The following is a 26,739-nucleotide window of genomic DNA, read 5'->3' on the forward strand; positions in this document are numbered from 1 at the left end:
ATGGCCCCCGGCGACACGTCCGGCGCCGCCGCGCCCGCCGCGCCCTACCGCGTGCTCTGCCTCGGCTACAGCGTCACCGAGCAGCCGGGCTACGTCGAGCGCGCCAACGCGCTCGCCGCCGCCGAGGGGCGGCCGCTGGTGTTCCTGCGCAGCGGCTGGGGCGCCCACTCCCTGTGCACGGTCGCCTGCCTGATCGACGAGATCCTCGACGCCTTCCCGTGCGACTTCGTCCTCCTGGAGCTGTTCACCGGCAGCGTGCGATATTTCCGGCCCCCCGCGATGCGGGCCTATCTCGACGAGATCCTCGCCGCCACCGCCCGACGCGGCCTGCCGGTCGCGTTCCTCAACCTGCACCAGGGCGGCGTCGACTACGACCACGAGCCCTGCGCCGGCCTCGTCGCGGAGTACCGCCGCCTCTACGCCATCCCCCGCCTCGACATCGCCGCGGTGGTGGCGGCGGCGGAGCCCACAGGGATCGGCCACCTCCTCAAGGACGGCACGCACGTCACCGCGGCCGGCGGCGACCTCTACGGCACGCTCGTCTACGCCTTCCTGTGCCCGCCCCCGGCACGCCTCGACTACGTCGCCCGGTTCGCCGGCCTGCCGCGCCGGCACCTGTCGCTGCCGCTGCGGGCGATGCCCGGCCTCGCCTGCCCGTTCGAACTGCGCCGCAACGGCCTGCCGCTGCACTTCCTGGAGATTCCCGGGGGGGCGCGCGCCGCGGTCGATCTCGGCCGCCCGCGCCGGGTGGTCGGCGTCCTCGTCGCCTACGGGCCGCCCGCGGGCACGCTGACCTTCACCGACCCGGACGGCGGGCGGTCGCGGTCGATGCTGGCCTACGACGAATACTGCTACTACACGCGCTCGGCCTTCCGCTTCCTGACGTTCCGCGCCGCCCGGCGGCTGACGATCGCGCAGGGCGAGGCCGTGCCGGAGATCGCGCTCCGCAAGGGCGAGACGGATCGCGGGCCGCGGCTCGGCCGCGTGTCGCACGTCTTCTGCCGGGCCGAGCTGAGCCTCGCCGAGCGCTGGGCGCTGCTGCGGCACGCCCTGGTGCGGAGCGTCCGCCGCGCGGGGCGGCGCTGGCGATAGCCGCCATCGCGCCTCGCCCTTCCCCCTCTGTGGGGGAGGGTGGCCAAGAAGGTGCTCCTCGCGTCAGGCCGGGTCGGGAGAGGGGAGCGCGGCTTCAGGCAACGTCGGAGCGGCCGATGCCGAGCGCCGTCTCCTGCACCGTCGCTCCCCGCACCCGACGCCCTTCGGGCGCCTCCCTCTCCCGCAGAGGGGAGAGGGAGACTGCGCGGACGGCCGCCGGCGCTCCCTGCCTCAGCCGAGGCGCACCCGCCAGATCTCCTCGGCGTATTCCCGCATCGCCCGGTCCGAGGAGAACCACGCCACCCGCGCGGTGTTGCGGATCGCCTTGGCCCACCACGCGGCCGGGTCGCGCCACGCCGTGTCGATCAGGCGCTGGGTCCGCCAGTAATCGTCGAAATCGGCGGTGAGCAGGTAGGGGTCGCGCCCGCGCAGGTCTTCGACGAGGGGCCGGAAGCGGCCGGGCTCCTCCGGCGAGAACCGGCCGGAGGCGATCATGTCGAGGGCCTGGGCCAGCCGCGGCGAGGCCTGGATCGCCGCCCGCGCGTAGTCCGGCATCGCCTTGCGCGCCTGCACCCCGGCCGCGTCGAGGCCGAAGATGAAGATGTTCTCCGCCCCCACGTGGTCGCGGATCTCGATGTTGGCCCCGTCGAGGGTGCCGACGGTCAGCGCGCCGTTGAGGGCGAACTTCATGTTGCCGGTCCCCGAGGCTTCGAGGCCTGCGGTGGAGATCTGCTCGGAGAGGTCGGCCGCCGGGATGATCGTCTCGGCGAGGCTCACCGAGTAGTTCGGCAGGAACACCACCTTGAGCCGGCCGGCGACCTCGGGGTCGTCGTTCACCGCCCGGGCCACGTCGCAGGCGAGCTTGATGATCAGCTTGGCCTGCACGTAGCTCGGCGCCGCCTTGCCGCCGAAGATCTTGACCCGCGGCGTCCAGTCCCGGTGGGGCTCGGCCTTGATCGCCTGGTAGAGCGCCACCGTCTCGATCACGTTGAGGAGCTGGCGCTTGTACTCGTGGATGCGCTTGACCTGCACGTCGAACAGCGCCGCCGGGTCGATGTCGATCCCGGTCCGGTCGGCCACCAGCGCGGCGAGCGCCTCCTTGCGCTCCCGGCGCATGGCCGCGTAGCGCGCCACGAAGCCGGAATCCCCCGCGAAGCGGTCGAGCCCCCGGAGCTGGCCGGGATCGTCGAGCACGCCCGGGCCCACCGCCTCGACCGCGAGCCGGGTCAGGCCCGGATTGGCGGTGTGCAGCCAGCGCCGGAAGGTGATGCCGTTCGTCTTGTTGACGATCTTCTCCGGATCGAGGGCGTGGAGGTCGGCGAACACTGTCGAGCGCATCAGGTCGGTGTGCAGCGCCGAGACGCCGTTGACCCGCCGCGCCCCGTGAAAGGCGAGGTGCCCCATCCGCACCCGGCGCCCGTGTGCCTCGTCGATCAGGGAGATCGCCGCGAGCCCCGCCGCGTCGTGGGCGCCGTGCCGTCCCTGCTCCTCCAGGTGCATCCAGTTGATCAGGTAGATGAGCTGCATGTGGCGCGGCAGCAGCCGCTCCATCAGCTCCACCGGCCACGTCTCCAGCGCCTCGGGCAGCAGGGTGTGGTTGGTGTAGTTCAGGGTGTGCGTGGTGACGTGCCACGCGTCCTCCCAGGACAGGCCGTGCTCGTCCAGCAGCAGGCGCATCAGCTCCGGCACGGCGATGGCCGGGTGGGTGTCGTTGAGCTGGATCGCGGCGTTGTCGGGCAGGGTGCGCAGGTCGCCGCGCTCGGCCACGTGCCGGGCGACGAGGTCCTGCAGCGAGGCCGCGGTGAAGAAGTATTCCTGGCGCAGGCGCAGCTCGCGGCCCTCGTCCGAGGCGTCGCCGGGATAGAGCACCCGGGAGATGCCTTCCGCGCGCACCCGCGCGTCGAGGGCGCCGACGTGGTCGCCGCCGTTGAAGCGGGCGAGGTCGATCGGCTCGGCGGCCTCCGCCTTCCACAGCCGCAGGCGGTTGACGTGGGCCGCGCGCCAGCCGACCACCGGCACGTCGTGGGCCACCGCCAGCACCGTCTCGGCCGGCTGCCAGTGCCGCCGGATGGCGTCGCCCGACACCGACATGGTCACGCCGCCGCCGAACCCGATCCGGTAGGTCGCCTCCGGCCTGCGGAACTCCCAGGGGTTGCCTTCCGCGAGCCACGTCTCCGGGGCCTCGCGCTGCCAGCCGTTCTCGAAGGACTGGCGGAACAGGCCGTGGTCGTAGCGGATGCCGTAGCCCACCGCCGGGATGCCGACGCTCGCCATGCTCTCCATGAAGCAGGCGGCGAGCCGCCCGAGGCCGCCGTTGCCCAGCGCCGCGTCGGGCTCGGCGTCCATCACCGCGTCGAAGTCGGCACCGAGTTCGGCCAGCGCCGTGCGCACGGTCTCGGTGAGGCCGAGGTTGTTCATCGCGTCCGACAGGAGCCGGCCGATCAGGAATTCGAGCGAGAGGTAGTAGACGCGCTTGTTCGGCACCGACGCCTCGCCGGTCGCGCCGGCCGCGACGATCCTGTCGCGCAGCGCGAGCGCCGTCGCGGCGAACCAGTCGCGCGGGCGGGCGGTTGCGGGCGTCTGACCGAGGGTGTAGGCGAGCTTCGCGCGGATCGTCTCGCGCAGGTCGACGGTGGCGTCGCCGGTCTCCATCGGGGCGGGCCGGCTCCAGGTCGGGCGGGTCGGTGCGTCGGCAATCGCGGACTCGTCGCGCGCCGCGGGCGGCGTCAGAACATCGTTCAGCACGTCGGTTCCCCCAGTGTTTCTTCGGCGGATTATCTCTGCTTGCGGATTGCCGCCCGATGAACGGACTGAGCGATCCTGTTCCCGAAGACGGCAATTGTGCGAATCGCTTCGGGCGAAGTCGAGGCCGTGGGATGCGCGGGCGCGCATTCGACGCACGGCGCGTCGGGTGCGTGTCATACTAGACACATATGTTACGGGTGCCACGGCCGCCCGCGCCGATCAGACCCGCGCGGGACGGGAAGCCGGCGTCGGTGCCGGTCGCCAGCGCCCGCTCCGGCCATTAACCCCTGTCGGTCGATTCGGCCGAGCGAGCGGGAGTGCGCATGACCGAGACCGTGTGGTGGAAGCGCGGGACCGTCTACCAGGTCTATCCCCGGTCCTTCCAGGACACGGACGGCGACGGCGTCGGCGACCTGCCCGGCATCACAGCCCGCCTCGACTACCTCGCGTGGCTCGGGGTCGACGCCGTGTGGATCTCCCCCGTCTACCCCTCGCCGATGGCCGATTTCGGCTACGACGTGGCCGATTACTGCGGCATCGACCCGCTGTTCGGCACGCTCGCCGACTTCGACACCCTGGTGGCCGAGGCGCATCGCCGGAAGCTGAAGGTCATCCTCGACTTCGTGCCCAACCACTCCTCGATCGCGCATCCGTGGTTCACGCAGAGCCGGTCGTCGCGGCAGAGCCCGAAGCGGGACTGGTACATCTGGCGCGACCCGGCGCCGGACGGCGGACCGCCGAACAACTGGCTGTCGAATTTCGGCGGTCCGGCCTGGACCCTCGATCCGGCCACCGGCCAGTACTACTACCACGCCTTCCTGCCCGAGCAGCCGGACCTCAACTGGCGCGAGCCCGCGGTGCGCGCGGCCATGCACGACGCCCTGCGCTTCTGGCTCGAGCGCGGCGTCGACGGCTTCCGCGTCGACGTGATCTGGCACCTGATGAAGGACGCGGGCTTCCGCGACAATCCGGAGAACCCGGGCTACCGGCCCGGCGCCCCCGAGATCAACCGCTTCCACCAAGTCTACTCCGCCGACCAGCCGGAGGTGTTCGCGGTCATCGCCGGGATGCGCGCGGTGCTCGCGCCCTACGGCGAGCGGGTGCTGATCGGCGAGATCTACCTGCCGATCGAGCGGCTGATGGCCTATTACGGCCCGGACCTCACGGGCGCCGACCTGCCGTTCAACTTCCAGCTCATCCAGACGCCGTGGAAAGCGGGGGCCGTGCGCGATCTCGTGGAGAGCTACGAGGCGGCCCTGCCACCCGGCGGATGGCCGAACTGGGTGCTCGGCAACCACGACCAGCCCCGCATCGCCGCCCGCGTCGGCGAGGCCCAGGCGCGGGTCGCCGCGATGCTGCTGCTCACCCTGCGCGGCACGCCGACCCTGTACTACGGCGACGAGATCGGGCTCGCCCACGTGCCGGTGCCGCCGGAGCGCGTCCGCGACCCCTGGGAGCGCAACGAGCCCGGCCACGGCCGCGACCCGGAACGCACGCCGATGCAGTGGGACGACGCGCCCAACGCCGGCTTCTCGGAGGCCGAGCCGTGGCTGCCGCTCGCGGCGGACTGGCCGGCCCGCAACGTCGAGGCCCTGCGCGACGCGCCCGGCTCGATCCTGACCCTGCACCGCCGCCTGCTCCGGCTGCGGCGCGAGCACCCGGCGCTGAGCGTCGGCGATTACCGGACGGTGGCAGCGGCCGGCGACGAGGTCTTCGCCTACGAGCGGTTCGCGGGACCGGAGACGATGCGGGTCCTGCTGAATTTCGGGGCCGACGCCCGGACGGAGCCCCTGTCCGAGGGCGCCTGGACGATTCTGCTCTCCACCCGGGCCGGGCGGGGGGGCGAGGCCACCCGGGATTCGGTCGCCCTCGGGCCCGACGAGGGGGTGATCCTGCTGCGGGGGTGAGAGACCTGCGCTCCGAGCATACCGCACCGCACGCCGCGTAACCGAACTTTAAGCACACCCGCGGCCTGTTTTGTGCGATGCAACGGAACCGGCGGCGTGGGGGAGCGTTGTGCGTGGTTGAGGTCGTCGCAGCCAAGCCCGATCGCGAGCCCGTCCGACCGCGGCTTCCCATCAGTCCAGGATTGTTCTCGATGCTCGACGCGCGCGGCGCCGGATCGTTCGACGACACCGTCGGGACGGTCCTGCCGATGAACGCTGCCCAGCCGGCCTCGCTGCGCCGCCGCATCCTCTACGCCACCCCGGAGATGGCCGACTTCGTGAAGACCGGCGGCCTCGGCGAGGTCTCGGCCGCCCTGCCCCGGGCCCTGCGGGCGCACTACGACGTCCGCGTGCTGATCCCCGGCTACCGCGAGGTCCGTGCCGCCTTCCCCGAGATCCCGGTGGTGGCCCGACTCGACGGTCTCGCCGGGATCCCGCCCTGCGACCTCGGCCTCGTCGAGGCCGCCGACGGCCTGCGGATCTACGTCCTGCTGAGCCCCGACCTCTACGAGCGCGACGGCACGCCCTACGGCGACGCCGGGGGCGACTTCTCTGACAACGACCTGCGCTTCGCCCGCCTCAGCCTCGCGGCCGCCGACCTCGCCCGCGGCGCCGACCCGGACTGGGCCGCCGACCTCCTGCACCTGCACGACTGGCAGGCGGCGCTGGCGCCGGCCTTCCTCGCGTGGCGCGGCGCGCGGCTGCCCACCGTGCTGACGATCCACAACCTCGCCTACCAGGGGCTGTTCCCCCGCGACGCGATGCACCGCCTCGGCGTGCCGGACGCCGCCTTCCAGGTCGACGGCTGCGAGTTCTATGGGCAGCTCTCGTTCCTCAAGGCCGGCATCTTCTACGCCTCGCACGTCACCACCGTCAGCGAGACCTACGCCCGGGAGATCCAGACCCCCGAGATGGGCTGCGGCCTCGACGGCCTGCTGCGGGTGCGCGCCGGCCAGGGGCGGCTCGCCGGCATCCTCAACGGCATCGACGAGAGCTGGGACCCGCGCACCGACCCCCACCTCGCCCTGCCCTTCGAGGTCGACGACTGGAAGGGCAAGCGCGCCAACGCCGAGGCGGTGCGCCGCGCCTTCGGGCTGGCCCTGTCGCGGGGGCCCCTCTTCGCCATCGTCTCCCGCCTCGTCCACCAGAAAGGCATCGACCTGAGCCTCCAGGCGGCGGAGCAGATCGTCGCCGAGGGCGGCCAGCTCGTGGTGATCGGCCAGGGCGAGGCCCGGTTCGAGGACGGCCTGCGCGGTCTCGGCCGCCGCCATCCGGAGGCGGTCGGCGTGCATGTCGGCTTCGAGGAGGCCCGGGCCCGGCAGATGTTCGCGGGCAGCGACTTCCTGCTGATGCCCTCGCGCTTCGAGCCGTGCGGGCTCGCGCAGATGTACGCCCAGCGCTTCGGCTCCCTGCCGATCGTGCGGCGCACCGGCGGCCTCGCCGACACCGTCGAGGACGGGGTGACGGGCTTCACCTTCTCCGACCCCTCCCCCGCCGGGCTCGGCGGCGCGGTGCGGCGGGCACTCGACACGTTCGGCCAGAAGAAGCGCCTCAACGCGATGCGGCGGCGGGCGATGGCCGCGGATTTCGGCTGGGACCGGGCGGCCGAGAACTACGCCACGCTCTACACCCGTGCCATCGGCAACAGCCTCGCCCTGCGCTGGCGCGCCGCCTGACGGGACCGGGCTGCCGGACGGAATACTCGGCCTGCGTGCTAATCTGCGTTTCGATGATTGTAAGTTGTTCTTTTTAACTTTTATTTCATGGAAGTTGTCACGTTCGCCGGATTGTCGCAGGCGCCAATCCTTGGCATGAAGCGGCCATGCCAACTTGGTCGACGGATCATCTGCCGCCGCCGGACCGGTTCGAGTACTGGCGCGAAGTCATCGCGCGACGCCTGCTCGGTGTCGAAGCCGAGATCGAGGTCAAGCGTCGTCCCACCTTCATCGGCCGCGCGAGGGCCTCGGCGGTGGGACCCGCCTGCCTGATCGAAGCCGCGGTCAGCGCCCACACGATGCGCGTCACGCGATGCGCGATCGAGCGTCAGGCGGCGGAGGGCGGCGTCTATCTCTGGCATCTCGTCAGCGGCGGCGGAGCGGTGACGCTCGCGGGCGGCGCGGAGCGCATCGCGGGCGACACCCTCGTGACCGGGTGCGGCGACATCCCGGCGGCCTACCGGCCCGACCTGACCCTGTTCCGGCCCAGCGGGTGCAGCGGGCACCGGGTCGTCCTGGTGCCGCGCCGCGTCTTCTCGACCCTTCTCGTGCCGAGCCGGATGAGCGCGCGGCAGCACCGGTGCGCCGCCGGCCTCGACGCGCTGCTGCGCGGCTATCTCGCCACCTTCATGGAGCAGGCCTCCAACCTGTCCGGCCCGGCCGCGGAGGACGCGCTCCGCACCCTGGTGCAACTCATCGCCGCCGCCCGCGGCGCGAGCGACATCCGCGAGGACGCCGCCGCGACGGCCATCCGCCAAGCGCTGCTCGTGCGCGCGCAGGACCTGATCGAGCGCGAGCTGCACCGGGCGGATCTGAACCCGGCCCGGGTGGCGGCTCGCCTCGGGATCTCGGTGCGCAAGCTCCACCTCGTGTTCGAGCCGAGCGGCGAGACCTTTGGCCGGCACCTGCTCGCCCGGCGGCTGGCGCTGGCCGACCGGCTGCTGCGGGACGCGCCGCACCTGTCGGTGACGGAGGTCGCCTACGCCGCGGGCTTCGAGAGCCTGTCGACCTTCTTCCGCGGCTACCGGGCCGCCTACGGCGCCTCCCCCGGCGAGCGGCGCCGCACCGCGTCGGCGTGAAGGGCATCGCCCGGATCCGCGGGCGGTCGCGATCCGGAAATTTCCGTGAAGTTGTACAATGGGGTGCGTAATCGCTGAGCGTTGAAAGTATCCGATCATCCTGGCACAGTGTCGTATGGGCCGAGCTCCGGCATGGAGCGGATGTGGTCGCAGCCGCCGATCGGCGACATCCTGCATCGGAGCCGACGAAGATGCGAACGGCCTACGGTTCGTGCGAGACACCGTCGGATCGAGGCGAGATATAGTCGTGTCATCGTCGCGAAATCGCGCTCCGATGCGACCGCAGGCCGGCCGGTGGACCGGAGATCCGTCCGCACCGCGCGCCGCGGTGCATCCGTCGTGACGGGCCGCATCGAGCCCGCGCTGCCGTCCCGGGCCAGGACCCTGTGGCGACCCCAGCACGTGTTCGCGGCCTCCATCGGCTCGCGCGCCCAGCTCGCGGCGTTCAACGATCACGGCGCCATCGCGGTCAATTTCGACGTCCTGCGCGGCCGGGCGCCGCGCATCCGCATCTCCGGCGGCCAGAGCGAGACGTTCAGCCTGTGGGAGACCCGCTCGGGGAGCGGGTTCGTGACCCATCCGAAGTTCAACGCCCGGCTCGTCACCGTGCGGTTCGTGACGAGCGGCCGGATCACCTACCACCACCGGCGCGGCAACTTCGTCGGGATGCCGCAGGTGGCGACGCTCGTCGGGTTCGACCAGCTCCGGTCGGTCGAAGCCTCGCCGGATTTCGGCGCGGTCAGCGCGACGATCGCGGTCGACGTGCTGGCCGCCGCCCACGGCGCGCTGACGGGCGACCGGACCCGCGCCCTGCCGCGCCTCGAAACCGTCGCCGAGGTCGGCAGCGACGGCATGCGGGCCCTCTACTGCACGGTCGCGCGGATGCAGCACCGGGTCGCGGCGGGGCTCGACGCGGACCTGTACATGCTCCCCCTGCTCCAGGAGATCATGAGCTACCAGTTGCTGTCCGCGTGGCCCCGGACGGAGGCGGCGCCCGTGGGCCGGGCCGGCGGCGTCCCGGCCCGCGCGATGCGGACCGCGCTCGACTACATCGAGGCCAACGTGGCCCGGCCCCTGGCCCTGTCGGAGATCGCGGCCGCGGCCGGGGTGAGCGTCCGGGCCTTGCAGGACACGTTCCGGACGGAGACCGGCCAGTCGCTGGGACAGTTCGTGATCGCCCGGCGCGCGCAACGCCTGCCGGCCGATCTCGCCGACCGTCCCGGCGTGCCCGTCCCGCGGCGTCCCGGCGGGATGCCCGCGCCGCGCGAGGATCTGCTGACGCGCGCGCAGGACCTGATCGAGCGCGAGCTGCACCGGGCGGACCTGAGCCCGGCCCGGGTGGCGGCCCGCCTCGGGATCTCGGTGCGCAAGCTCCACCTCGTGTTCGAGCCGAGCGGCGAGAGCTTCACCCGCCGGGTCCTGGCCCGGCGCCTGGCCCGGGCCGACCGGCTGCTGCGGGACGCGCCGGATCGGTCGGTGACGGAGGTCGCCTACGCCGCGGGGTTCGAGAGCCTGTCGACTTTCTTCCGCAGCTACCGGGCTGCCTACGGCGCCTCCCCCGGCGAGCGGCGCGCCGAGGCCGGACGCGCGAGGGACGGAACGGACGATCCGGCCTGACCGTCGCGCCGGATGCACGGGAGGGGCCATGCACCCGTCGGTACGGCGGACCTGATGCCCGATCCGTCCCCGTCAACGGGCCCGGTCCCCGCACGGGGGCGTCGGGCCGTCGCGGTGAAGTCCCGGATCTGAGTCCGATGCTTCACGAACCACACGATGCAACCGCGCGGCCGCGCCGTCGCCCCATCCCGCGCAAATCTTATCCCAATCCGCGCAGGAGCCGGGAAAAGCCGCGCGGCCTCAGCCCTCGCGCACGAAGATCATCGTCGCGAGCGGCGGCAGGGTCAGGCACAGGGACTGGGCCTGGCCGTGGCTCGCCTCGCCCTCGGCGTGGCGCCCGCCCATGTTGCCGACGTTCGAGCCGCCGTACTGTGCCGCGTCCGAGTTGAACGCCTCGCGGTAGAACCCGCCCGCCGGCACGCCGATCCGGTAACCTTCCCGCGGCACGGGGGTGAAGTTCGACACCACGATCGCGATCTGGTCCGGCCCTTTGTCCGGCCCTCGGCCCTTGCGCGCCCAGGCGATGACGCTGTTGTCCTGGTCGTCCGCCACCAGCCACTGGAAGCCGGCGTGCTCCGCGTCCCGGCTGTAGAGGGCGGGCGTCGAGACGTAGAGGCGGTTGAGATCGCGCACCGCGTCCTTGACGCCCCGGTGCAGGGGATCGTCGAGCAGGTGCCAGTCGAGGCTGGCGTCGTGGTTCCACTCGCGCTCCTGGCCGAACTCGCCGCCCATGAACAGCAGCTTCTTGCCGGGATGGCCCCACATGAAGCCGAAATAGGCGCGCAGGTTGGCGAACTTCTGCCAACGGTCGCCCGGCATCTTGCCGAGCAGCGAACCCTTCCCGTGCACGACCTCGTCGTGGGAGAGCGGCAGGATGAAGTTCTCGGAGAAGGCGTAGAGCAGCCCGAAGGTCAGGTTGTGGTGGTGGTAGCGGCGGTGGATCGGATCCTCCGACACGTAGTGCAGCGTGTCGTGCATCCAGCCCATGTTCCACTTGAAGCCGAAGCCGAGGCCGCCGGTGTAGGTGGGGTGCGAGACGCCCGGCCAGGACGTCGATTCCTCGGCGACCGTGATCGTGCCCGGGGCGTGGGTGTAGGTCGCCTCGTTGGTCTTGCGCATGAAGTCGATGGCGTCGAGGTTCTCGTTGCCGCCGTAGCGGTTCGGGATCCACTCGCCGGCCCGGCGCGAGTAGTCGAGGTAGAGCATCGAGGCCACCGCATCCACGCGCAGGCCGTCGAGGTGGTAGTGCTCCAGCCAGAACCGGGCGTTGGCGGCGAGGAAGGTCGCCACTTCCGTGCGCCCGAAATTGTAGATGTAGGTGCCCCAGTCCTGGTGGAAGCCCTGGCGCGGGTCGGCGTGCTCGTAGAGGTGGGTGCCGTCGAACTGGCCGAGCCCGTGCGCGTCGAGGGGGAAGTGGCCGGGCACCCAGTCGAGCAGCACGCCGATGCCGGCCGCGTGCGCCGCGTCGACGAAGGCGGCGAAGTCGTCCGGCGTCCCGAACCGGCTCGTGGGCGCGAACAGCGACACCGGCTGGTAGCCCCAGGAGCCGTCGAACGGGAACTCGGTGATCGGCAGGAGCTCGATATGGGTGAAGCCCATGTCCTTGACGTAGGGGATCAGCCGCTCGCCCAGCTCCTTGTAGGTGAGGTAGCGGTTGCCCTCGTCCGGCACCCGCGCCCAGGAGCCGAGATGGACCTCGTAGATCGAGATCGCCGCGTGGCGCGGGTCCTTCTCGCCCCGCGTCCCCATCCAGCCGGAATCGCGCCAGTCGAACGCGCCGATCCCGTGCAGCACCGAGGCGGTCTCCGGCGGGTGCTGGGCGGCGAAGGCCACCGGGTCGGCCTTGAGCGGCACCAGGGCGCCGTCGGGGCCGCGGATCTCGAACTTGTAGCTGGCGCCGGCCTTCAGCCCGGGGACGAACAGCTCCCAGACGCCGCCGTCCTGCCACAGGCGCATCGGGTGGCGGCGCCCGTCCCAGTCGTTGAAGTCGCCGACGACGCTGACCTTCTTGGCGTTCGGCGCCCAGACGGCGAAGCGGAAGCCCTCGATCCCGTCGAGCTTGCCCGCCTGCGCCCCGAGGACCCGGTAGACGAGGTTGGTGCCGACCTCGCGCAGGCCCGAGATGTCGTACTGCTCGATCGAGGAGCCGAAGCCGTAGGGGTCGTAGCGGCGGCGCTTGGCGCCGTCCCAGCCCTCTACCTCGATCTCGTAGAGGGGGCGGCCCTCGCCCTCGATCCGGGCGACGTAGAAGCCGTCCGGGTGGCGCTTCTCGAACGGCACCCGGCGCTCGCCGACCACCAGCGCGGCGGCGCGCGCCTCGGGCAGCACGGCGCGGACCTCCCAGGCCCCGGCCCCCACCCGGTGCGGCCCGAGCACCGCGAAGGGATCGCCGTGGTTGGCGTCCATGAGTGCGGCGATGGCGCCGGGATCGACGGTCGGCGCGGATTCCGCCGCCGGCTTCGTCGCCCCCGTCGCGGATCCCTGCGCCGTGCCCCGGTCCGGACGCGGTGCGAAGGTCTCGTCGATCGCCGTCATGCAAGTGCCTTTCCGGGCTGGAGCGCTCTCCGCCGAATGGGCCGCCGGTTCGGCGTGAGAGGGCGCGGAGAACCAGGGTTTTCGGGATACCCGCCCGCTTCCCGCGGATCGGGCGCAACCTGGTGCGGGTCCGGACGGCGTCGCGCCCGGGCCCGGCTCCAGGTCCGTGTTTCGGCCGCGCGACGTCCTAGCGCGCGTCCTCGTCCAGAATGGTGAGAACCCCGGTTGCGGGGATTTCGATCCAGTCCGGGCGGTTGTTGGCCTCGTAATCGACCTCGTAGAGGGCCTTCGTCAGCAGGCAGAGCTTCAGCAGCCGGTCGCGCGTGCCCGGGTCGGTCACGGCGGCGCGGCTGTCGGCCGCCGCCGCGTCGTAACCGGCGAGGAAGGCGGCATCGATCATGGCGCGCCACGCGGTGGCCGCGGCCCGCGCCCGGTCCTCGGTGTCGGCGAAGCGGCCGCTGATCTCGCGGATCACCGTCTCGGCGCCGTAGGCGAAGGAGCGCAGCATCCCTGCCACGTCGCGCAGCGGCATCGACTTCTGCCGCCGCTCGTCGGCCGGCCGCGAGGGCTCGCCCTCGAAGTCGACGATGATCAGGTCGCTGTCGGCCACCAGCACCTGCCCGAGATGGTAGTCGCCGTGGATCCGGATCTTGTGGGCGCCCCGCGGCGCGTCGCGGGTGAGGCGGTCGATCAGCGCCTCGACCTCGACCCGGCGCCCGCTGAGCGCGGCGCAGGCCGGCCGGCCGGCGTCGAGGCCGCGGGCGGCGAGCCCCTTCAGCGCCCCGAACGCGCGCTCGGCCTGGTGGCGGGCGTCGCGGGCGAGCGTCTCCAGGTCGGATTCCGCGAAGGCTTCGGCGGCGAAGGCCGGGTCGGGGGTGTCGATCGCGAAGGCGGCGTGCATCTCGGCGGTGCGCCGCCCGAGCAGGTCGGCCCAGCGGCCGTGGGCGTGGAACGCCTCCTCCGGGGCCGCCGCCTCGCTCTCGGGGGCGAGCACCACGGTCTCGAAGTCGCGCCGCAGCCCCTCCAGCATCAGCGTCCAGGCATCGCCCTGGTTGAGGACGAACTTCTGGAGCACGGCGAGCGCCGTGCGGGTGCCGTCCTCGGCCACGTGCTCCAGGGTGCCGAGCAGCGCCGGGGTGTTGGCGAAGCCCGCCTCCTCGGTGAGGAAGCGGCCGATCTCGATCTCGGGATGCATTCCCGGTTGCAGGCGGCGCAGCAGCTTGAGCATCATCTTCGAGCCCACCGCGATCGAGGTGTTGCTCTGCTCGGCCTTGAGGCGCCGGATGTCGGCGGGGTCGACCGTCACCGCGGGGTCGAAGGCGGAGGTCGTGGCGAAGACGAGTTTGCCGCGCTCGCTGGGGATCTCGGCGCCCGCGCGCATGTCCTCGATCAGCCGGGCGGCGAAGCCGTTCGAGCCGGCGGCGCCGTAGAGCAGGCCGGTGCGCGGGCCGCGGCGGACCCGGGCGACGGCGAACTCCATCAGGTCCGCGTCCTCGCGGCCCTCGTCGACGCCCACGGGGACGAAGTACTCGTGGGTCTCGCCGTTGGCGAGCTGCACGTTGAGCCGCGGCAGCAGGAAGCGGGCGCCGCCGTCCTCGTCCGTCAGGACGGCGCAGTCGATCACCTTCGTCGTCTTGATGCGCGAGCCCTTGGCGCCGAACCAGCGCCGGCTCGCCAGGAAGGGCGGCACCACCGTGCGCTCGAAGGCCACGCGCTCGCGGCCCGCCATCAGGGTCTCGATCCCCCCGGTGAGCACCAGGGTGAACAGCTCCGGCGGCTCCTGCTGGGGACCGACCGCGCCGGAGCGGGCCGCCGAGAGGCCGAACCAGTAGAACCCGTAGGCCGGCAGGGTCAGCAGGTAGGGCAGGTCGCCGATCGGCGGGAACTCGGTGCCGCCGGTCAGCTCCACCGGCACGGCGGTGCGGAACTCGGCCAGATCGAGCTGCACCGCCTGGGGCGCGCGCGACAGGTTGGCCACGCACAGGACCCGCTCGTTCTCGTACTCGCGGATCCAGGCGAGCACCTTGCGGTTCGCCGGGTACAGGAACTGGATCGAGCCGCGGCCCAGCGCGACGCTGTTGTTGCGGATGGCGATCATCCGCCGCGTCCAGTTCAGGAGGCTCGTCTGCGCCTGGACCTGCGCCTCGACGTTGATCGCGTCGAACCCGTAGATCGGGTCCTGGATCGCCGGCAGGTACAGCCGCTGCGGGTTGGCCCGGGAGAAGCCGCCGTTGCGGTCGGGCGACCACTGCATCGGCGTGCGCACCCCGTCGCGGTCGCCGAGGTAGATGTTGTCGCCCATGCCGATCTCGTCGCCGTAGTAGAGCACCGGCGTGCCGGGCATCGACAGGACGAGGGACTTCATCAATTCGATCTTGCGCCGGTCGTTCTCGAGGAGCGGCGCGAGGCGGCGGCGGATGCCGAGGTTGATCCGGGCGCGGCGCTCGGCGGCGTAGAACGACCAGAGGTAATCACGCTCTTCCGCCGTGACCATCTCCAAGGTCAGCTCGTCGTGATTCCGCAGGAAGATCGCCCACTGGCAGCCCTCGGGAATCTCCGGGGTCTGGCGCATGATGTCGGTGATCGGGTGCCGGTCCTCGCGGGCGATCGCCATGTACATCCGCGGCATCAGCGGGAAGTGGAATGCCATGTGGCACTCGTCCCCGTCGCCGAAATACTGCGCGGTCTCCTCCGGCCACTGGTTGGCCTCGGCCAGCAGCATGCGGTCGGGGTAGCTCGCGTCGAGCGCAGCCCTGATCTTCTTGATGACGTCGTGGGTCTCCTTGAGGTTCTCGCAGTTCGTGCCGTCACGCTCGATCAGGTAGGGGATCGCGTCGAGCCGCAGGCCGTCGACGCCCATGTCGAGCCAGTAGCGCATCGTCGCGATGACCGCTTCGAGCACCCGCGGGTTGTCGAAGTTGAGGTCGGGCTGGTGGCTGTAGAACCGGTGCCAGAAATACTGCTTGGCGACCGGGTCCCAGGTCCAGTTCGACGCCTCGGTGTCGAGGAAGATGATGCGCGTGTCCTTGTACGGCGTGTCGGTGTCCGACCAGACGTAGAAGTCGCGCTCCGGCGAGCCGGCGGGCGCCTCGCGGGCGGCCTGGAACCAGGGGTGCTGGTCCGAGGTGTGGTTGATGACGAGCTCGGTGATGACCCGCAGGCCGCGCGCGTGGGCGGCCTCCACGAAGGCGCGGAACTGCTCCATCGTGCCGTAGGAGGGGTTGATGCCCTCGTAGTCGGCGATGTCGTAGCCGTCGTCGCGCAGCGGCGAGGGGTAGAACGGCATCAGCCAGATCGCCGTGACGCCGAGGTCGCGCACGTAGTCGAGCCGCTGCGTCAGCCCCTCGAAGTCGCCGATCCCGTCGTTGTTCGCGTCGAAGTACGACTTGACGTGGATCTGGTAGATGATGGCGTCACGGTACCATTGCGGATCGCTGCGATCGATCATCGCGTGGCTGCCTCGTCGTCGAATCGGGGGTGACGGGGCCGGTCCCGGCGGACCGGCGGACATGTCTTGGAACGGACCCTGGACCGGGCCGCGGGCGGTCTGGCCGCCGCAGGTGCCACGGGCCGCCTCAGCCCGCAACCCGCCGCGGCACCCGCAGGCGCCAGATGACGCAGGAGCGGTCGGCGGGATCGAGCGCGATCCGGTGCGACTTGCCGCGCAATTCGAACCGGTAGCCCTGGAGCAGGTCCTCGACCTCGACCGCGCCGTCGTCCGGCAGGCCGAGCAGCCACAGCGGCACCTCGTAGGTGCATTCCTGCCGGTTCTTCGGGTCGAGGTTGACCATGGTGAACACGCAGTTGTCGCGCTCGGGCGTGGTCTTGGCGTAGGCGACGATGTTGTCGTTCCAGGCGCCGGTGAAGTGGACGTTGCGGAAGTCCCACAGCGCCGGGTTCTCGCGGCGGATCTTGTTGAGCTTGATGATGTGCTCGCGGATGTTGCCGGGGCGGTGGTAGTCCCAGGCCTTCAGCTCGTACTTCTCCGAGTTCAGGTACTCTTCCTTGCCCGGGTAGGGGGCGGCCTCGCACATCTCGAAGCCGTTGTAGATGCCGTAGACCGAGGACAGCGTCGCGGCGAGCGTCGCGCGCACCACGAAGCCCGCCCGCCCGCTGGTCTGGAGATAGTAGGGGTTGATGTCGGGCGTGTTCGCGAAGAAGTTCGGGCGGTAGTACTCGCCCATCTCGCCGGCCAGCTCCAGGGCGTACTCGGTCAGCTCCTGCTTCGTGTTGCGCCACGTGAAGTAGGTGTAGCTCTGCTGGTAGCCGGCCTTGGCGAGCTTCTTCATCATCTTCGGCCGGGTGAAGGCCTCGGCGAGGAAGATCGCGTCCGGATACTGGCCGTTGACCTCGGCGAGCACCCATTCCCAGAACGGGATCGGCTTGGTGTGCGGGTTGTCGACCCGGAAGATGCGCACGCCCCGGGCGCACCAGCCGAGCAGGATGTCGCGCAGCTCGATCCACAGCGAGGGCAGCGCGCCGCCGTAGAAGTGGACGTTGGAGATGTCCTCGTACTTCTTCGGCGGGTTCTCGGCGAACTTGAGCGTCCCGTCGGGGCGCCACTCGAACCACTCCGGGTGGTCCTTGATCCAGGGGTGGTCGGGGGAGCACTGGATGGCGAAGTCGAGCGCCACCTCCATGCCGTAGGCGTGGCTCGCGGCGACCAAGCGCTCGAAATCCGCGAGCGTGCCGAGGTCGGGGTGCACGGCCTCGTGGCCGCCCTCCTCCGTGCCCACCGCGTATACCGAGCCGACATCGCCGGGTTCGGCCTTCAGGGTGTTGTTCTTGCCCTTGCGGTTGGTGCGCCCGACCGGGTGGATCGGCGTGAAGTACAGCACGTCGAAGCCGAGCTCGCGGATCTCGGGCAGGCGGGCGATCACGTCGTCGAAGGTGCCGTGGCGGTTGGGATCCATCGACTGCGAGCGCGGGAAGATCTCGTACCAGGCGGAGAACCGGGCCGCGAGGCGGTCGGCGATCACCGGGGCGGTGACGGGGTAGCGGGAGAGGTTCACCCGCTCGACGTTGGCGCGCACCAGCCGGGCGGCATCGGGCTGGAGGATGCGGTCGAGCTGCGCCGAGGAGCCGGATTCCTCCGCCGCGAGCGCCTGGACCAGGGCGGCGAGCCGCTCCGCATCCCGCCCCGTCGCGCGCCCCTTGGCTAGCGAGGCCGCGGTCTCGACCAGCGTCACGCCCTCGATCGTCTCCAGGCGCACGTCGACGCCCGCGGCGCGCTTCTTCAGGGTGTCGCGCACCCAGGACGAGAACGGGTCGCGCCACGCGATCACCGTGAACTCGTAGCGGGCGTTGCGCTCCAGCGGGAATGTGCCCGCCCAGCGGTCGTTGTCGACGAAGACCATCGGGTCCTCGCGCCACGCGGTCTCGCCCACGATCCGCGACAGGATCGCCGCGTCGATGATCTCGTGGCCGTCGGAGAAGATGTCGGCCTCGACACGGACTCCCTCGCCCACCACCCGCTTCACCGCCGAGCGGCCGCCGTCGAGTTCCGGGCTCACCGCCTCGATCACGATCCGGCCCTCGCCGGTCGGCCGCCCCCGGGAGGGCTGCCGGGCCACCGCGGCGGCCTCCGCGCCGAGGATGCGCAGCTCGCCGGGGGCGAGGTCGACGGCGCTGCCGGGATGGAAGGCGATCGGCTCGGCGTCGGGCGTGCGGTCGACGAAGGGCCCGAGCATGCCGCCGGTGCGGGCGATGAGGACGCCGGCATCCACCGGCAGCGGCCGGCTCGACGGGTTGTAGAGCACGAGCAGCGCGTGGCGCGCCGAGGCCGGATGGCCGGTGTCGAAGCGGGCGAGCGCCACGAGGTCGCCGTCGGGCGCCGAGATCCGCATCTGCGCGCCCTCGACGTTGGCGGCGGGCAGTTCCGCCCGGAGGGCGTTGATCGCGCGGACGTAGGCCGAGATGTCGATGCCCGTGTCGTTCTCGCGGTCGCGCGGGGTGGTCTCGACCACGTGCAGCGCCCGGCGGTAGCCCCACTCGTAGCCGATCGGCATCAGCACGCCGGCCGAGAAGAAGGCGGCGAGCGCGTAGCGGGTGCGGAGCGCGGCTGCGACCGCCTCGGGCCCATCGCCGATCCCGGCCGCGAGGCGCGGCATGTCGTGGTTCTCGGGGAACGCGATCGAGGGCGCGAGCACGCGCAGCCGCTCGTACTGCTCCAGCGCCCAGGGCTTCTGGAGGTCCCACCACGCGAACGAGTTGAACAGGTAGTCGAAGCCGGCCCCCGCCGTGGCCCGCGCCTCCTCGAAGGTGCAGCCGAGCGTCTCCGCGGCGAACAGGCAGGCGGGATCGCGCCCCTTGGCCGCGCCGATCAGCGCCCGCCACACCTCCGGCGGCACCTTGTAGGCGGCGTCGCAGCGGAAGCCCGCCACGCCGAGATCCTGGAGGTGGGCGACGTAGGCGCCCCAGATCCGGGTCAGCTCGTCCCGGGGGCCGGCGTTGTGGTAGTCGAGTTCGGCGAGATCGCCCCAGACCGTCTTGATCGTCGGGTCGTCGGGATCAACCGCCTCCGGGTGCAGGATCGAACCGTCCGCGTCCTTCAGGAACAGGTCGGGCCGCGCGCGCGCCAGCCGCCCGTCGTCGGCGGTGTGGTTGATGACGAGGTCGGTCATCACCGACAGGCCGGCCGCGCGGGCGGCGGCGCAGAAGCGGCGGACCTGCTCGTCGTCGGGCGCGCCGTCGCCGTCGCGGAAGCGCTCGTCGAGCCGCTCGGGGTCGGCCACCGCGTAGAGGCTGCGCGAGCCGCCGGTCTGGTGGAACGGGTTGAGGTAGACCCAGTCGAAGCCGAGGCCCGCGATCCGCGGCAGCTCCGCCGCCCAGTCCGCGACGCGCCCGACCAGCAGCGGGAACAGGTTGTAGATCCGCGGCCCCGCGGCGCGCGGCGCCAGCCCCGACGGCAGCGCGGCCGACCCGGTCCCCTCGGCACCCGCCGCCGGGACGGTCGCGGCGGCTCTGGTCGGTGCGTTCATGCTGGCCCTCTCCCTCACGTGTCTCGTAACGCCCGAACCGCGCCGGTGTGCCGACCGGGCGGTGACGCCGGGGGCGTTCTATCCGCCGTTCCATGACGGCGTGCCGTCACGGGGCTCGTCCGACCGTCCCGTCCACCCCCTCATCCTGAGGTGCCGCGTCAGCGGCCTCGAAGGAGCCCTCCAGGGGTCGCAGTGGCTTCTGGAGGTCTCCTTCGAGGCCCCTTGCCGGGGCAAGGGGCACCTCAGGACGAGGGCGGCTGGTGGGATGCCCCGTCCCTCACGCCGTCCGGCGCAGCACCGCGTAGGGCAGGTCGCGGAACAGGTGGCCGAGATCGGCCTCCGCCCCCTCCACGCTCCGCCCGGTGACGATGTCGCGCCAGCGCGTGCCGTCGCCGAGGTCGACCGCGGTGCCCGCGAACGCCTCGCCAGACCACACCGTCTCCCCCGAGAGGTCTCCGAGCAGGCCGGAGACGAGGCGCGGCACCGCCACGAACAGGTCGCCGTCCTCCGCGTCCGGGTCGGTGCGCCGGTAGGCCAGCACGTGGGCCGCCCGCGCGCCCCGCGCCGCCACCGGCTCGTAGCCGGCCCCGGCGTAGAAACCGGGCCGGTCCGCCCGCTCGGCGAGGAGGCGCGCGAGCGTCGCCTGCTTGACCCGGCCGTCCGGCCAGTGCGCCAGCAGCGGGGCGACCTCGCCCGCCTCCGCCAGCATCCGCTCCAGGGCCGGGTAGTCCACCGGCCGACGGTTGTCGGGATCGACGAACGAGAAGTCCCAGATCTCGGTGCCCTGGTAGGTGTCGGGCAGGCCCGGCAGGGTGCACTTGAGCACCGTGCGCCCGAGCCCGGCCAGCATGCCGAGATGGCCGAGCTTCCTGGCGAACGGCCTGAGCTCGCGCAGGAAGTCCGAGCCCGGGGCGATCAGCGCCTCGAACAGCTTGCGGACCGTGCCCTCGTAGACCTCGTCGACGTTCACCCAGGACGAGCGGCGCTTGCCCTCGCGCATCGCCTTCTCGCTGTAGGCGTTCAGGCGCTCCCGGAACGCCTCGACCGCCTCGGGCGCCTCGCCGTCCATGAGTTCCAGCGGCCACGCCCCCAGGATGCCTTGAAAGAACATCCACTGGTCGTTGGAATCGGGGGCCGGCTCGCCGTCGATGCGCGACAGGTGCGGGCCAGCGAGCCGCTGCCACAGGTCCCAGGCGCCGGCCCAGCCCTCCGGCATCTCGGACAGCGCCAGCAGCCGGGTGCGGGCATCCTCGCCGCGCTTGGTGTCGTGGGTGGCGGTCGCGATCATCGCGTTCGGCCAGTCGCGGGCGCGGGCCGCCTGGAGGTCGTGGAAGTGCTCCGTGTCGAGGCCGTACTCGCCGGGATCGCCGCCGACCTCGTTGAGGCCGAGCAGGCACGCGTACCGGTAGAACAGCGTGTCCTCCAGGCTCTTGGCCATCACCGGCCCGGTGAGCTGCTGGAAGCGGCGGCGGAAGCGCAGCACGACGCCCGGGTCCGGCCGGCCGGGGCCCGCCGTCTCGACGCGCCCGAGCATCACGTCCCGGGCGAAGTCGTGGACCGAGCGGTCGGGCAGCCCCGACCAGCGCTTGGCCTTGGCGACCGCGCCCTCGATCAGCCGCACGTCCTCGGGCTCGACCTCGCCCTCCTCCAGGTTCGGGGGCAGGTAGCTGCGGTAGGTGGGGAAGCGGGCGATGATCTCGATCAGCGCCCGGCGCAGGGCGTTGACGGTGAAGTCGCGGGTGCGCCGGTCGGCGTCGGCCACTTCCTTGAGGTCGGAGGTCAGCACCTCCAGCTCGCTCGCGAAGCTGATCTCCAGGATCTCGGCCTTGGCGGCGCGGAGCTGGAAGCCGTAGGGCTCGTCCATCCCGGTCGCCCAGGCGTAGAGGCGCTGGATCCGCCCCTGCTTGCCCCGGTCGACGAGCAGCCCGTCGAGCTGGTTGAGCACGTCGTAACCGGTGGTGCCGGCCACCGGCCAGGGCCGCAGCCGCTCGCCGGGCTCCAGGATCTTTTCCACCACCACGTAGAAGCCTGGCCCGACCGCCGCCTGGAGGGCGCGGGCGTAGCCCAGCGGGTCGGCGAGCCCGTCGATGTGGTCGATGCGCAGGCCGTCGATCCGGCCCTCCGCGACGTGCCGGAACACCGTCTCGTGCGAGCGGTGGAAGATGTCGGACTTCTCCACCCGCAGGCCGGCGAGCGAGTTCACGTCGAAGAACCGGCGGTAGTTGATGTCGCTCGACGCCACCCGCCAGTGGGCCAGCCGGTAGGCCTGCGCCTCCAAGAGCCGGTGCAGCGGCCCGAAGCTGTCGGGCCGGCTCTTGAAGCCGTTGAGGAGCGCGAGCGTCCGGTCCGTGGCCTCGCGGATCAGCGGCGCGGCGGCGTAGACCGCCGCGAGCCGCGCCTTCAGGGTCTCGGCCTCCTCCGGGAACTCCCGGCGGCGGGCCTCGTCGGTGTCGATCGACATGGCGCGGAAGCGCTCGGAGATCGCCAGCAGTTCGGCGGTGGTGTCGTCGTCCACCGCGCCGAGCGCGGCGAGCACCCGGTTGAGGATCGTCGGGTAGCTCAGGGGCCGGATCGGGAACTGGTGCTCGTAGTGCCAGACGCTGAAGGCGCCCTTCTCCGCGTCGAACTTCAGCTCCAGCGTGCCGGTCTCCAGCGCCTCGCCGTAGCGGCTGCCGAGGAACGGGATCACGAGGTTGCGCCCGGCGCCGAGCCGCTGCCAGTCGATGTCGAAGGCGTGGGCGAAGGGCGAGAGCGCCCCCCATTCGAGCACCGAGAGCCACCACGGGTTGTCGGCGCCGCCCACCCCCATGTGGTTCGGCACGATGTCGAGCAGCAGCTTCAGGCCGTGGGCGTGCAGGGCGTCGGAGAGGCGCACGAAGCCCGCCTCGCCGCCGAGTTCCGGGTTGATCTCGCCGTGGTCGACGATGTCGTAGCCGTGGGTCGAGCCGGGCCGGGCCTTCTGGAGCGGCGAGGCGTAGACGTGGCTGATCCCGAGCTTCTTCAGGTACGGGACGATCGCTTCCGCGTCGGCGAACGAGAAACCCTTGTGGAACTGGAGGCGGTAGGTCGCCCGCGGCGGCGGCGCGGCGAGCCGCGACGCGCCGGAGCGGGCCCCGCGCCCCTCCGCCGAGAGGGCGGCGGCGAGCTTGGCGAGCGGCCCGCCGGGGGCGGCGATGTCGGCGAGCTCCCGGTCGAGCTTGCGCCGCCAGTTCGGGTAGCCCTCCGTCGAGCCCGGCACGTTGGCCTGGGCGAGTTCGGAGACCACGTCCTCGTACTGGACGGCGGTGAGGATCGCGGGCGCGCGGGCGAGGTAGCGGGCGGCGGCCTCGAACGGGGCGGCCTCGGGGGGCTCGGCCTGCGGCAGCAACTGCTCGCCCGCCAGGGCCTCGGACAGCCGGTGGCGCTCGGTCACCCGCTCGGCGCGCTCGGCCTCGGCCCGGTCGCCGTCGTACAGCCCGAGCGACTGGCGCGTGTCGGTGTCGACGCCGCGCCACCAGCCGACGAAGGTCGGCAGGTCGTGGGTGGTGATGGCGGTCAGCGCGTCGCGCGGATAGGCGCCCGGCGGCTTGAAGCGGCCGTCGCCCTCGCGCTCGAAGGCGAGGATGCGGTAGCTCAGCACGCCGGCCCGCATCAGCGCGTCCGAGAAGCCCTCCGGCGCGGTGCCCAGATCCTCGGCGATGACGAGGCACTTGGCCCGGTGGCTCTCCAGCCGCAGCACCGCGAGCATCGGCTCGAACGGCATGGCGAGGTAGGCGCCCGCGTGCGCGCCCTCCCCCAGCGGGATCAGGAACAGCCGGGCGAGCTGGAAGGCGTGGTCGATGCGGATCGCGCCGGCGTGGCGCATGTTGGCCCGCACCAGCGCGCGGAAGGCCGCGAGCCCGTTCCGCTCCATCTCCAGCGGGTCGAAGGCCGGAAGGCCCCAGTTCTGGCCCTTGGGCGCCAGCAGGTCGGGCGGCGCGCCGATCGAGACGCGGTCGGCGAAGCGCTCGGGGTGCGACCAGATCTCGGAGCCGCCCCGGTCGGCGCCCACCGCGAGGTCGCGGTAGAGCCCGACCCGCATGCCCGCCGCGAGTGCCGCCTCGGAGGCTTGCGCGAGCTGCCGGTCGGCGAGGAACTGGAGCCACGCGTGGTAGCCCACCGCCTCGGCGTTCTCCGCGGCGAAGGCCCGGACCGCCTCGGTGCCGGCGCGGCGGTACGCCTCCGGCCAGTCCCCGAGCCAGTGCGCGCCGCGGGCCTTGAAGTGCTCGGACAGGGCCTCGAAGACGGCGTGCGCCTCCAAGTCGGCGCCGCCCTCGGCGCGGAACCGGTCGAACTCCGCGTCGGTGCCGGCGCGGGCGGGCGAGTCCGCCCAGAGCGCGCGCAGCACCGGATCGAGCACCTCGGCCACGCCCTGGTGATCGACGAGCGCCGCCTCGCGCAGGGCCGCGACCCGCGGGGCGCGCTCGTCGAGGAGCGCGGCCGCGCGGGAGCCGGCGAGCCCCGGCAGCGACCGGGGTGCGATGAACAGGGTCTCCAGGAACAGGCGCGAGGAGGGCGAGTAGGGCGAGATCTTGGTGCGGTCGGACCCGAATAGGGCGTGGACCGGGCTCAAACCTAAGAAGTCCGCCCCGCGCAGGGCCGCCTCGCGGGCCGCCTCCCCCGCATCCGCGTAGGTGCCGATGCCGATATTGCCGGCCGAGCGCAGGCCGTAGAGCTGCGCGGCGAGCCCCCAGTCGCCGGTCCCCTCCTCGGCGTAGGCGGACGGGCGCCAGCAGCGCTGCGGCGCGGCGATCACGAAGGCCTCGGCGCGGGTCTCGCCGGCCTGCACCGCGAGGCGGTGGTAGCCCGGGGTCAGCGGCGGCAGGTCGAAGCCCGGCTCGGGCCCGTCGAGGGCGGCGCGGCCCTCGCGCGCGGCGCCGCGCTCGTCGACGAGGCGCCACGTCAGCGTCCCCCGCACCCCACGCACCGGCACCCGCGCGGCGCGCCGCGCCTCGACGGGGATCAGCGGCGGCACCGGCCCGCGGCGCAGGGCCTCGACCGCGGCGAGGCTGCGCGCGGCCGCCGCCTCGTCCTCCACCGGGAAGCCGAGGGCGGCGAGCAGGCCGCGCCGGACCTCCAGGGGCGTCTCGACCGGCTTGCCGAAGGCGTCGGTGTAGCCCGCCGCGACGCCGACGAGATCGGCTAGGGTCTCGTACACACCGCTCACGCGCGGGACTCCGTCAGGAACACGCCGGTCCAGCCCGGCAGATCGCTTCCGCTCCCGCCGGGCGCGTTGGTCCACACCACCTGAGCCCCGCCCGCTTCGACGGCGAACGGCTCGGCCCCGACATTGGCGACGAAGCGCAGGGTGCCGGCCGCGAAGGTCCAGGTGCAGTCAACCACGTCTGGCCGGGGCAGGGTCGCGGCGGCGCCGCGGTAGCCGGACTTGGCCAGCGGCACCACCACGTCGCGCCGCAGGCCGAGCAGCCGCGTCGTCTCGGCCAGCACCTCCCGGTGGGGCGAGCGCTCCCGCTCCGACCAGTCGAGCTTCGAGGCCTCGAAGGTCGCGGCCTCGGTGGGGTCGGGGATCTTCGAGGTGTCGTCGGCGAAGGCGGCGAAGCTCTTGAACTCGCGGCGGCGCCCGTCGCGCACCGCCTTGTTGAGATCCGCGTCGGGGGCGAAGTCGACGAAGAACAGGAACGGCGCCGAGGCCGACCACTCCTCCCCCATCCACAGCATCGGGATCTGGGGGCTGAGCAGGAGGCCCGCCCGGGCGAGGTCGAGCTTCTTCGGATCGGCGAGGTGGGAGAGCCGCTCGCCGAGCGCCCGGTTGCCGACCTGATCGTGGTTCTGGAGGAAGGTCACGAAGGCCGAGGGCGGCAGGTGCGCCGAGGGCTCGCCGCGGGGGTGGTTGTCGAGCGTCTTGAACGGCTCGCCCTGGTAGGCGAAGCCCTCCGCGAGGCAGCGGGCCAGCCGCTCCACCGGCTTGTCGGCGAAGCTCTCGTAGTAGCCGGCATCCTCGCCCGTCAGCAGCACGTGCCAGCAATGGTGCAGGTCGTCCGCCCACTGGGCGTCGTGCATCCGCGGGCGCCCGGCGGCGTCGCGCTCCAGCCAGCGCGCCTGGTTGGCCTCGTTCTCCAGCATCAGGTGGATCTGGCGACCCGGAAACGTCTTGCGGACCGTCTCGCCGAGCTGGGCCAGGAAGTGCCGGGGGGAATCGTCGAGGATCGCGTGGACGGCGTCGAAGCGCAGGCCGTCGAAATGATACTCCTCCAGCCAGTACAGGGCGTTCTGGATGAAGAACTGCCGCACCACCGCGCCGCCGTCCTTGCCGTCGAAGTTGATCCCCGCGCCCCAGGGGGTCTGGTGGCGCTCGGTGAAGAACGTCTTGGCGTAGGCGTGGAGGTAGTTCCCGGCCGGGCCGAAGTGGTTGTAGACCGCGTCGAGGTAGACCATCAGCCCGAGGCCGTGGGCGGCGTCGATCAGGCGCTTGAGGTCGTCGGGCCGGCCGTAGGCGGCGTCGGGGGCGTAGGGCTGCACGCCGTCGTAGCCCCAGTTGCGGGTGCCCTTGAAGTCGGCGAGCGGCAGGAGCTCGATCGCGGTCACGCCCAGCGCCTTCAGGTCGGGCAGCCGCTTCTCCAGGCCGGCATAGGTGCCCTCCGGCGTCGCCGTGCCGACGTGGCACTCGTAGATCACCGCCTCCTCGAAGGGCCGGCCGGTCCAGGCGTCGTCGGTCCAGGCGAAGCCCCGCGGGTCGATCACCTCGGACAGGCCGGACACGTCCTCCGGCTGGAAGCGCGAGGCGGGGTCGGGCACCACGAGGTCGCCGTCGATGCGGAATCCGTAGCGGGCGCCGGCCTTGACCCCGGGCAGGGCCGTGCGCCGCCAGCCGCCGCCGGATTCGGGGATCGGGTGGTCCGCCCCATCGACCACGAGGTCGACGCGCTGCGCGGTCGGAGCCCAGAGGGCGAAGCGGACGCCGCCCGCCACCATCTCGGCCCCGAACTCCATGCTGTGGGCACGCCGCATCAGGCCGCCATCCTCGCTGTCGTCCGCGCGCCCGGTCCGCCAT

At 72.2% G+C, this 26,739-nt stretch carries 11 protein-coding genes; 5 read left to right on the forward strand and 6 right to left on the reverse strand.

The genetic code is table 11. The features are described 5' to 3' along the window. Positions 1-1,092 carry a hypothetical protein gene (locus Q8W71_RS12260; protein WP_305525654.1) on the forward strand — a complete coding sequence of 364 codons (1,092 nt, stop codon included), beginning with the start codon at positions 1-3 and terminating at the stop codon, positions 1,090-1,092. 231 nt (positions 1,093-1,323) lie between these two features. Here Q8W71_RS12260 and Q8W71_RS12265 read toward each other — a convergent pair whose 3' ends face one another. Next, complete coding sequence (locus Q8W71_RS12265; protein ID WP_305525696.1) at positions 1,324-3,744, reverse strand: glycogen/starch/alpha-glucan phosphorylase; 2,421 nt, start codon at positions 3,742-3,744, stop codon at positions 1,324-1,326. 416 nt (positions 3,745-4,160) lie between these two features. On the opposite strand from Q8W71_RS12265, the gene Q8W71_RS12270 reads away from it, so the two are divergent. From Q8W71_RS12270 to Q8W71_RS12285, 4 genes are all read left to right on the forward strand, one after another. After that, positions 4,161-5,744 carry an alpha-amylase family glycosyl hydrolase gene (locus Q8W71_RS12270; protein WP_305525655.1) on the forward strand — a complete coding sequence of 528 codons (1,584 nt, stop codon included), beginning with the start codon at positions 4,161-4,163 and terminating at the stop codon, positions 5,742-5,744. 248 nt (positions 5,745-5,992) lie between these two features. After that, positions 5,993-7,459 carry a glycogen synthase GlgA gene (glgA, locus tag Q8W71_RS12275; RefSeq protein ID WP_305525697.1) on the forward strand — a complete coding sequence of 489 codons (1,467 nt, stop codon included), beginning with the start codon at positions 5,993-5,995 and terminating at the stop codon, positions 7,457-7,459. 146 nt (positions 7,460-7,605) lie between these two features. Beyond that, complete coding sequence (locus tag Q8W71_RS12280; RefSeq protein WP_305525656.1) at positions 7,606-8,577, forward strand: AraC family transcriptional regulator; 972 nt, start codon at positions 7,606-7,608, stop codon at positions 8,575-8,577. 339 nt (positions 8,578-8,916) lie between these two features. Next, positions 8,917-10,194 (forward strand): helix-turn-helix domain-containing protein, encoded by a 1,278-nt coding sequence (locus Q8W71_RS12285; RefSeq protein ID WP_305525657.1) that lies wholly within the window; start codon positions 8,917-8,919, stop codon positions 10,192-10,194. 240 nt (positions 10,195-10,434) lie between these two features. Here Q8W71_RS12285 and glgB read toward each other — a convergent pair whose 3' ends face one another. From glgB to treZ, 5 genes are all read right to left on the reverse strand, one after another. Beyond that, on the reverse strand, positions 10,435-12,729 hold the full coding sequence (gene glgB, locus Q8W71_RS12290; protein WP_305525658.1) for a 1,4-alpha-glucan branching protein GlgB: 2,295 nt from the start codon (positions 12,727-12,729) through the stop codon (positions 10,435-10,437). 187 nt (positions 12,730-12,916) lie between these two features. Continuing rightward, complete coding sequence (gene treS / locus Q8W71_RS12295) at positions 12,917-16,177, reverse strand: maltose alpha-D-glucosyltransferase (RefSeq protein WP_305525659.1); 3,261 nt, start codon at positions 16,175-16,177, stop codon at positions 12,917-12,919. A gap of 127 nt (positions 16,178-16,304) precedes the next feature. Then, complete coding sequence (locus tag Q8W71_RS12300) at positions 16,305-19,709, reverse strand: maltotransferase domain-containing protein (RefSeq protein ID WP_305525660.1); 3,405 nt, start codon at positions 19,707-19,709, stop codon at positions 16,305-16,307. Between the two features lie 277 nt (positions 19,710-19,986). Beyond that, entirely contained in the window at positions 19,987-24,894 is a 4,908-nt protein-coding gene (locus tag Q8W71_RS12305; protein ID WP_305525661.1) for a malto-oligosyltrehalose synthase, read from the reverse strand. Then, positions 24,891-26,696, reverse strand: a complete 1,806-nt coding sequence (gene treZ, locus Q8W71_RS12310; protein ID WP_305525662.1) for a malto-oligosyltrehalose trehalohydrolase — start codon at positions 26,694-26,696, stop codon at positions 24,891-24,893. The genes Q8W71_RS12305 and treZ overlap by 4 nt, the downstream gene beginning before the upstream one ends. Between the last annotated feature and the right edge of the window lie 43 nt (positions 26,697-26,739).

It is taken from the genome of Methylobacterium amylolyticum, assembly GCF_030700245.1.
Taxonomy (GTDB): Bacteria; Pseudomonadota; Alphaproteobacteria; order Rhizobiales; family Beijerinckiaceae; genus Methylobacterium.

Excerpts from the sequence above, each read along its gene's own strand:
- treZ (WP_305525662.1), bottom strand. The coding sequence starts at position 26,696 with ATGCGGCGTGCCCACAGCATGGAGTTCGGGGCCGAGATGGTGGCGGGC.
- Q8W71_RS12265 (WP_305525696.1), bottom strand. The coding sequence starts at position 3,744 with ATGGAGACCGGCGACGCCACCGTCGACCTGCGCGAGACGATCCGCGCG.
- Q8W71_RS12300 (WP_305525660.1), bottom strand. The coding sequence starts at position 19,709 with ATGAACGCACCGACCAGAGCCGCCGCGACCGTCCCGGCGGCGGGTGCC.
- Q8W71_RS12270 (WP_305525655.1), top strand. The coding sequence starts at position 4,161 with ATGACCGAGACCGTGTGGTGGAAGCGCGGGACCGTCTACCAGGTCTAT.
- glgB (WP_305525658.1), bottom strand. The coding sequence starts at position 12,729 with ATGACGGCGATCGACGAGACCTTCGCACCGCGTCCGGACCGGGGCACG.
- Q8W71_RS12260 (WP_305525654.1), top strand. The coding sequence starts at position 1 with ATGGCCCCCGGCGACACGTCCGGCGCCGCCGCGCCCGCCGCGCCCTAC.
- glgA (WP_305525697.1), top strand. The coding sequence starts at position 5,993 with ATGAACGCTGCCCAGCCGGCCTCGCTGCGCCGCCGCATCCTCTACGCC.
- treS (WP_305525659.1), bottom strand. The coding sequence starts at position 16,177 with ATGATCGATCGCAGCGATCCGCAATGGTACCGTGACGCCATCATCTAC.
- Q8W71_RS12280 (WP_305525656.1), top strand. The coding sequence starts at position 7,606 with ATGCCAACTTGGTCGACGGATCATCTGCCGCCGCCGGACCGGTTCGAG.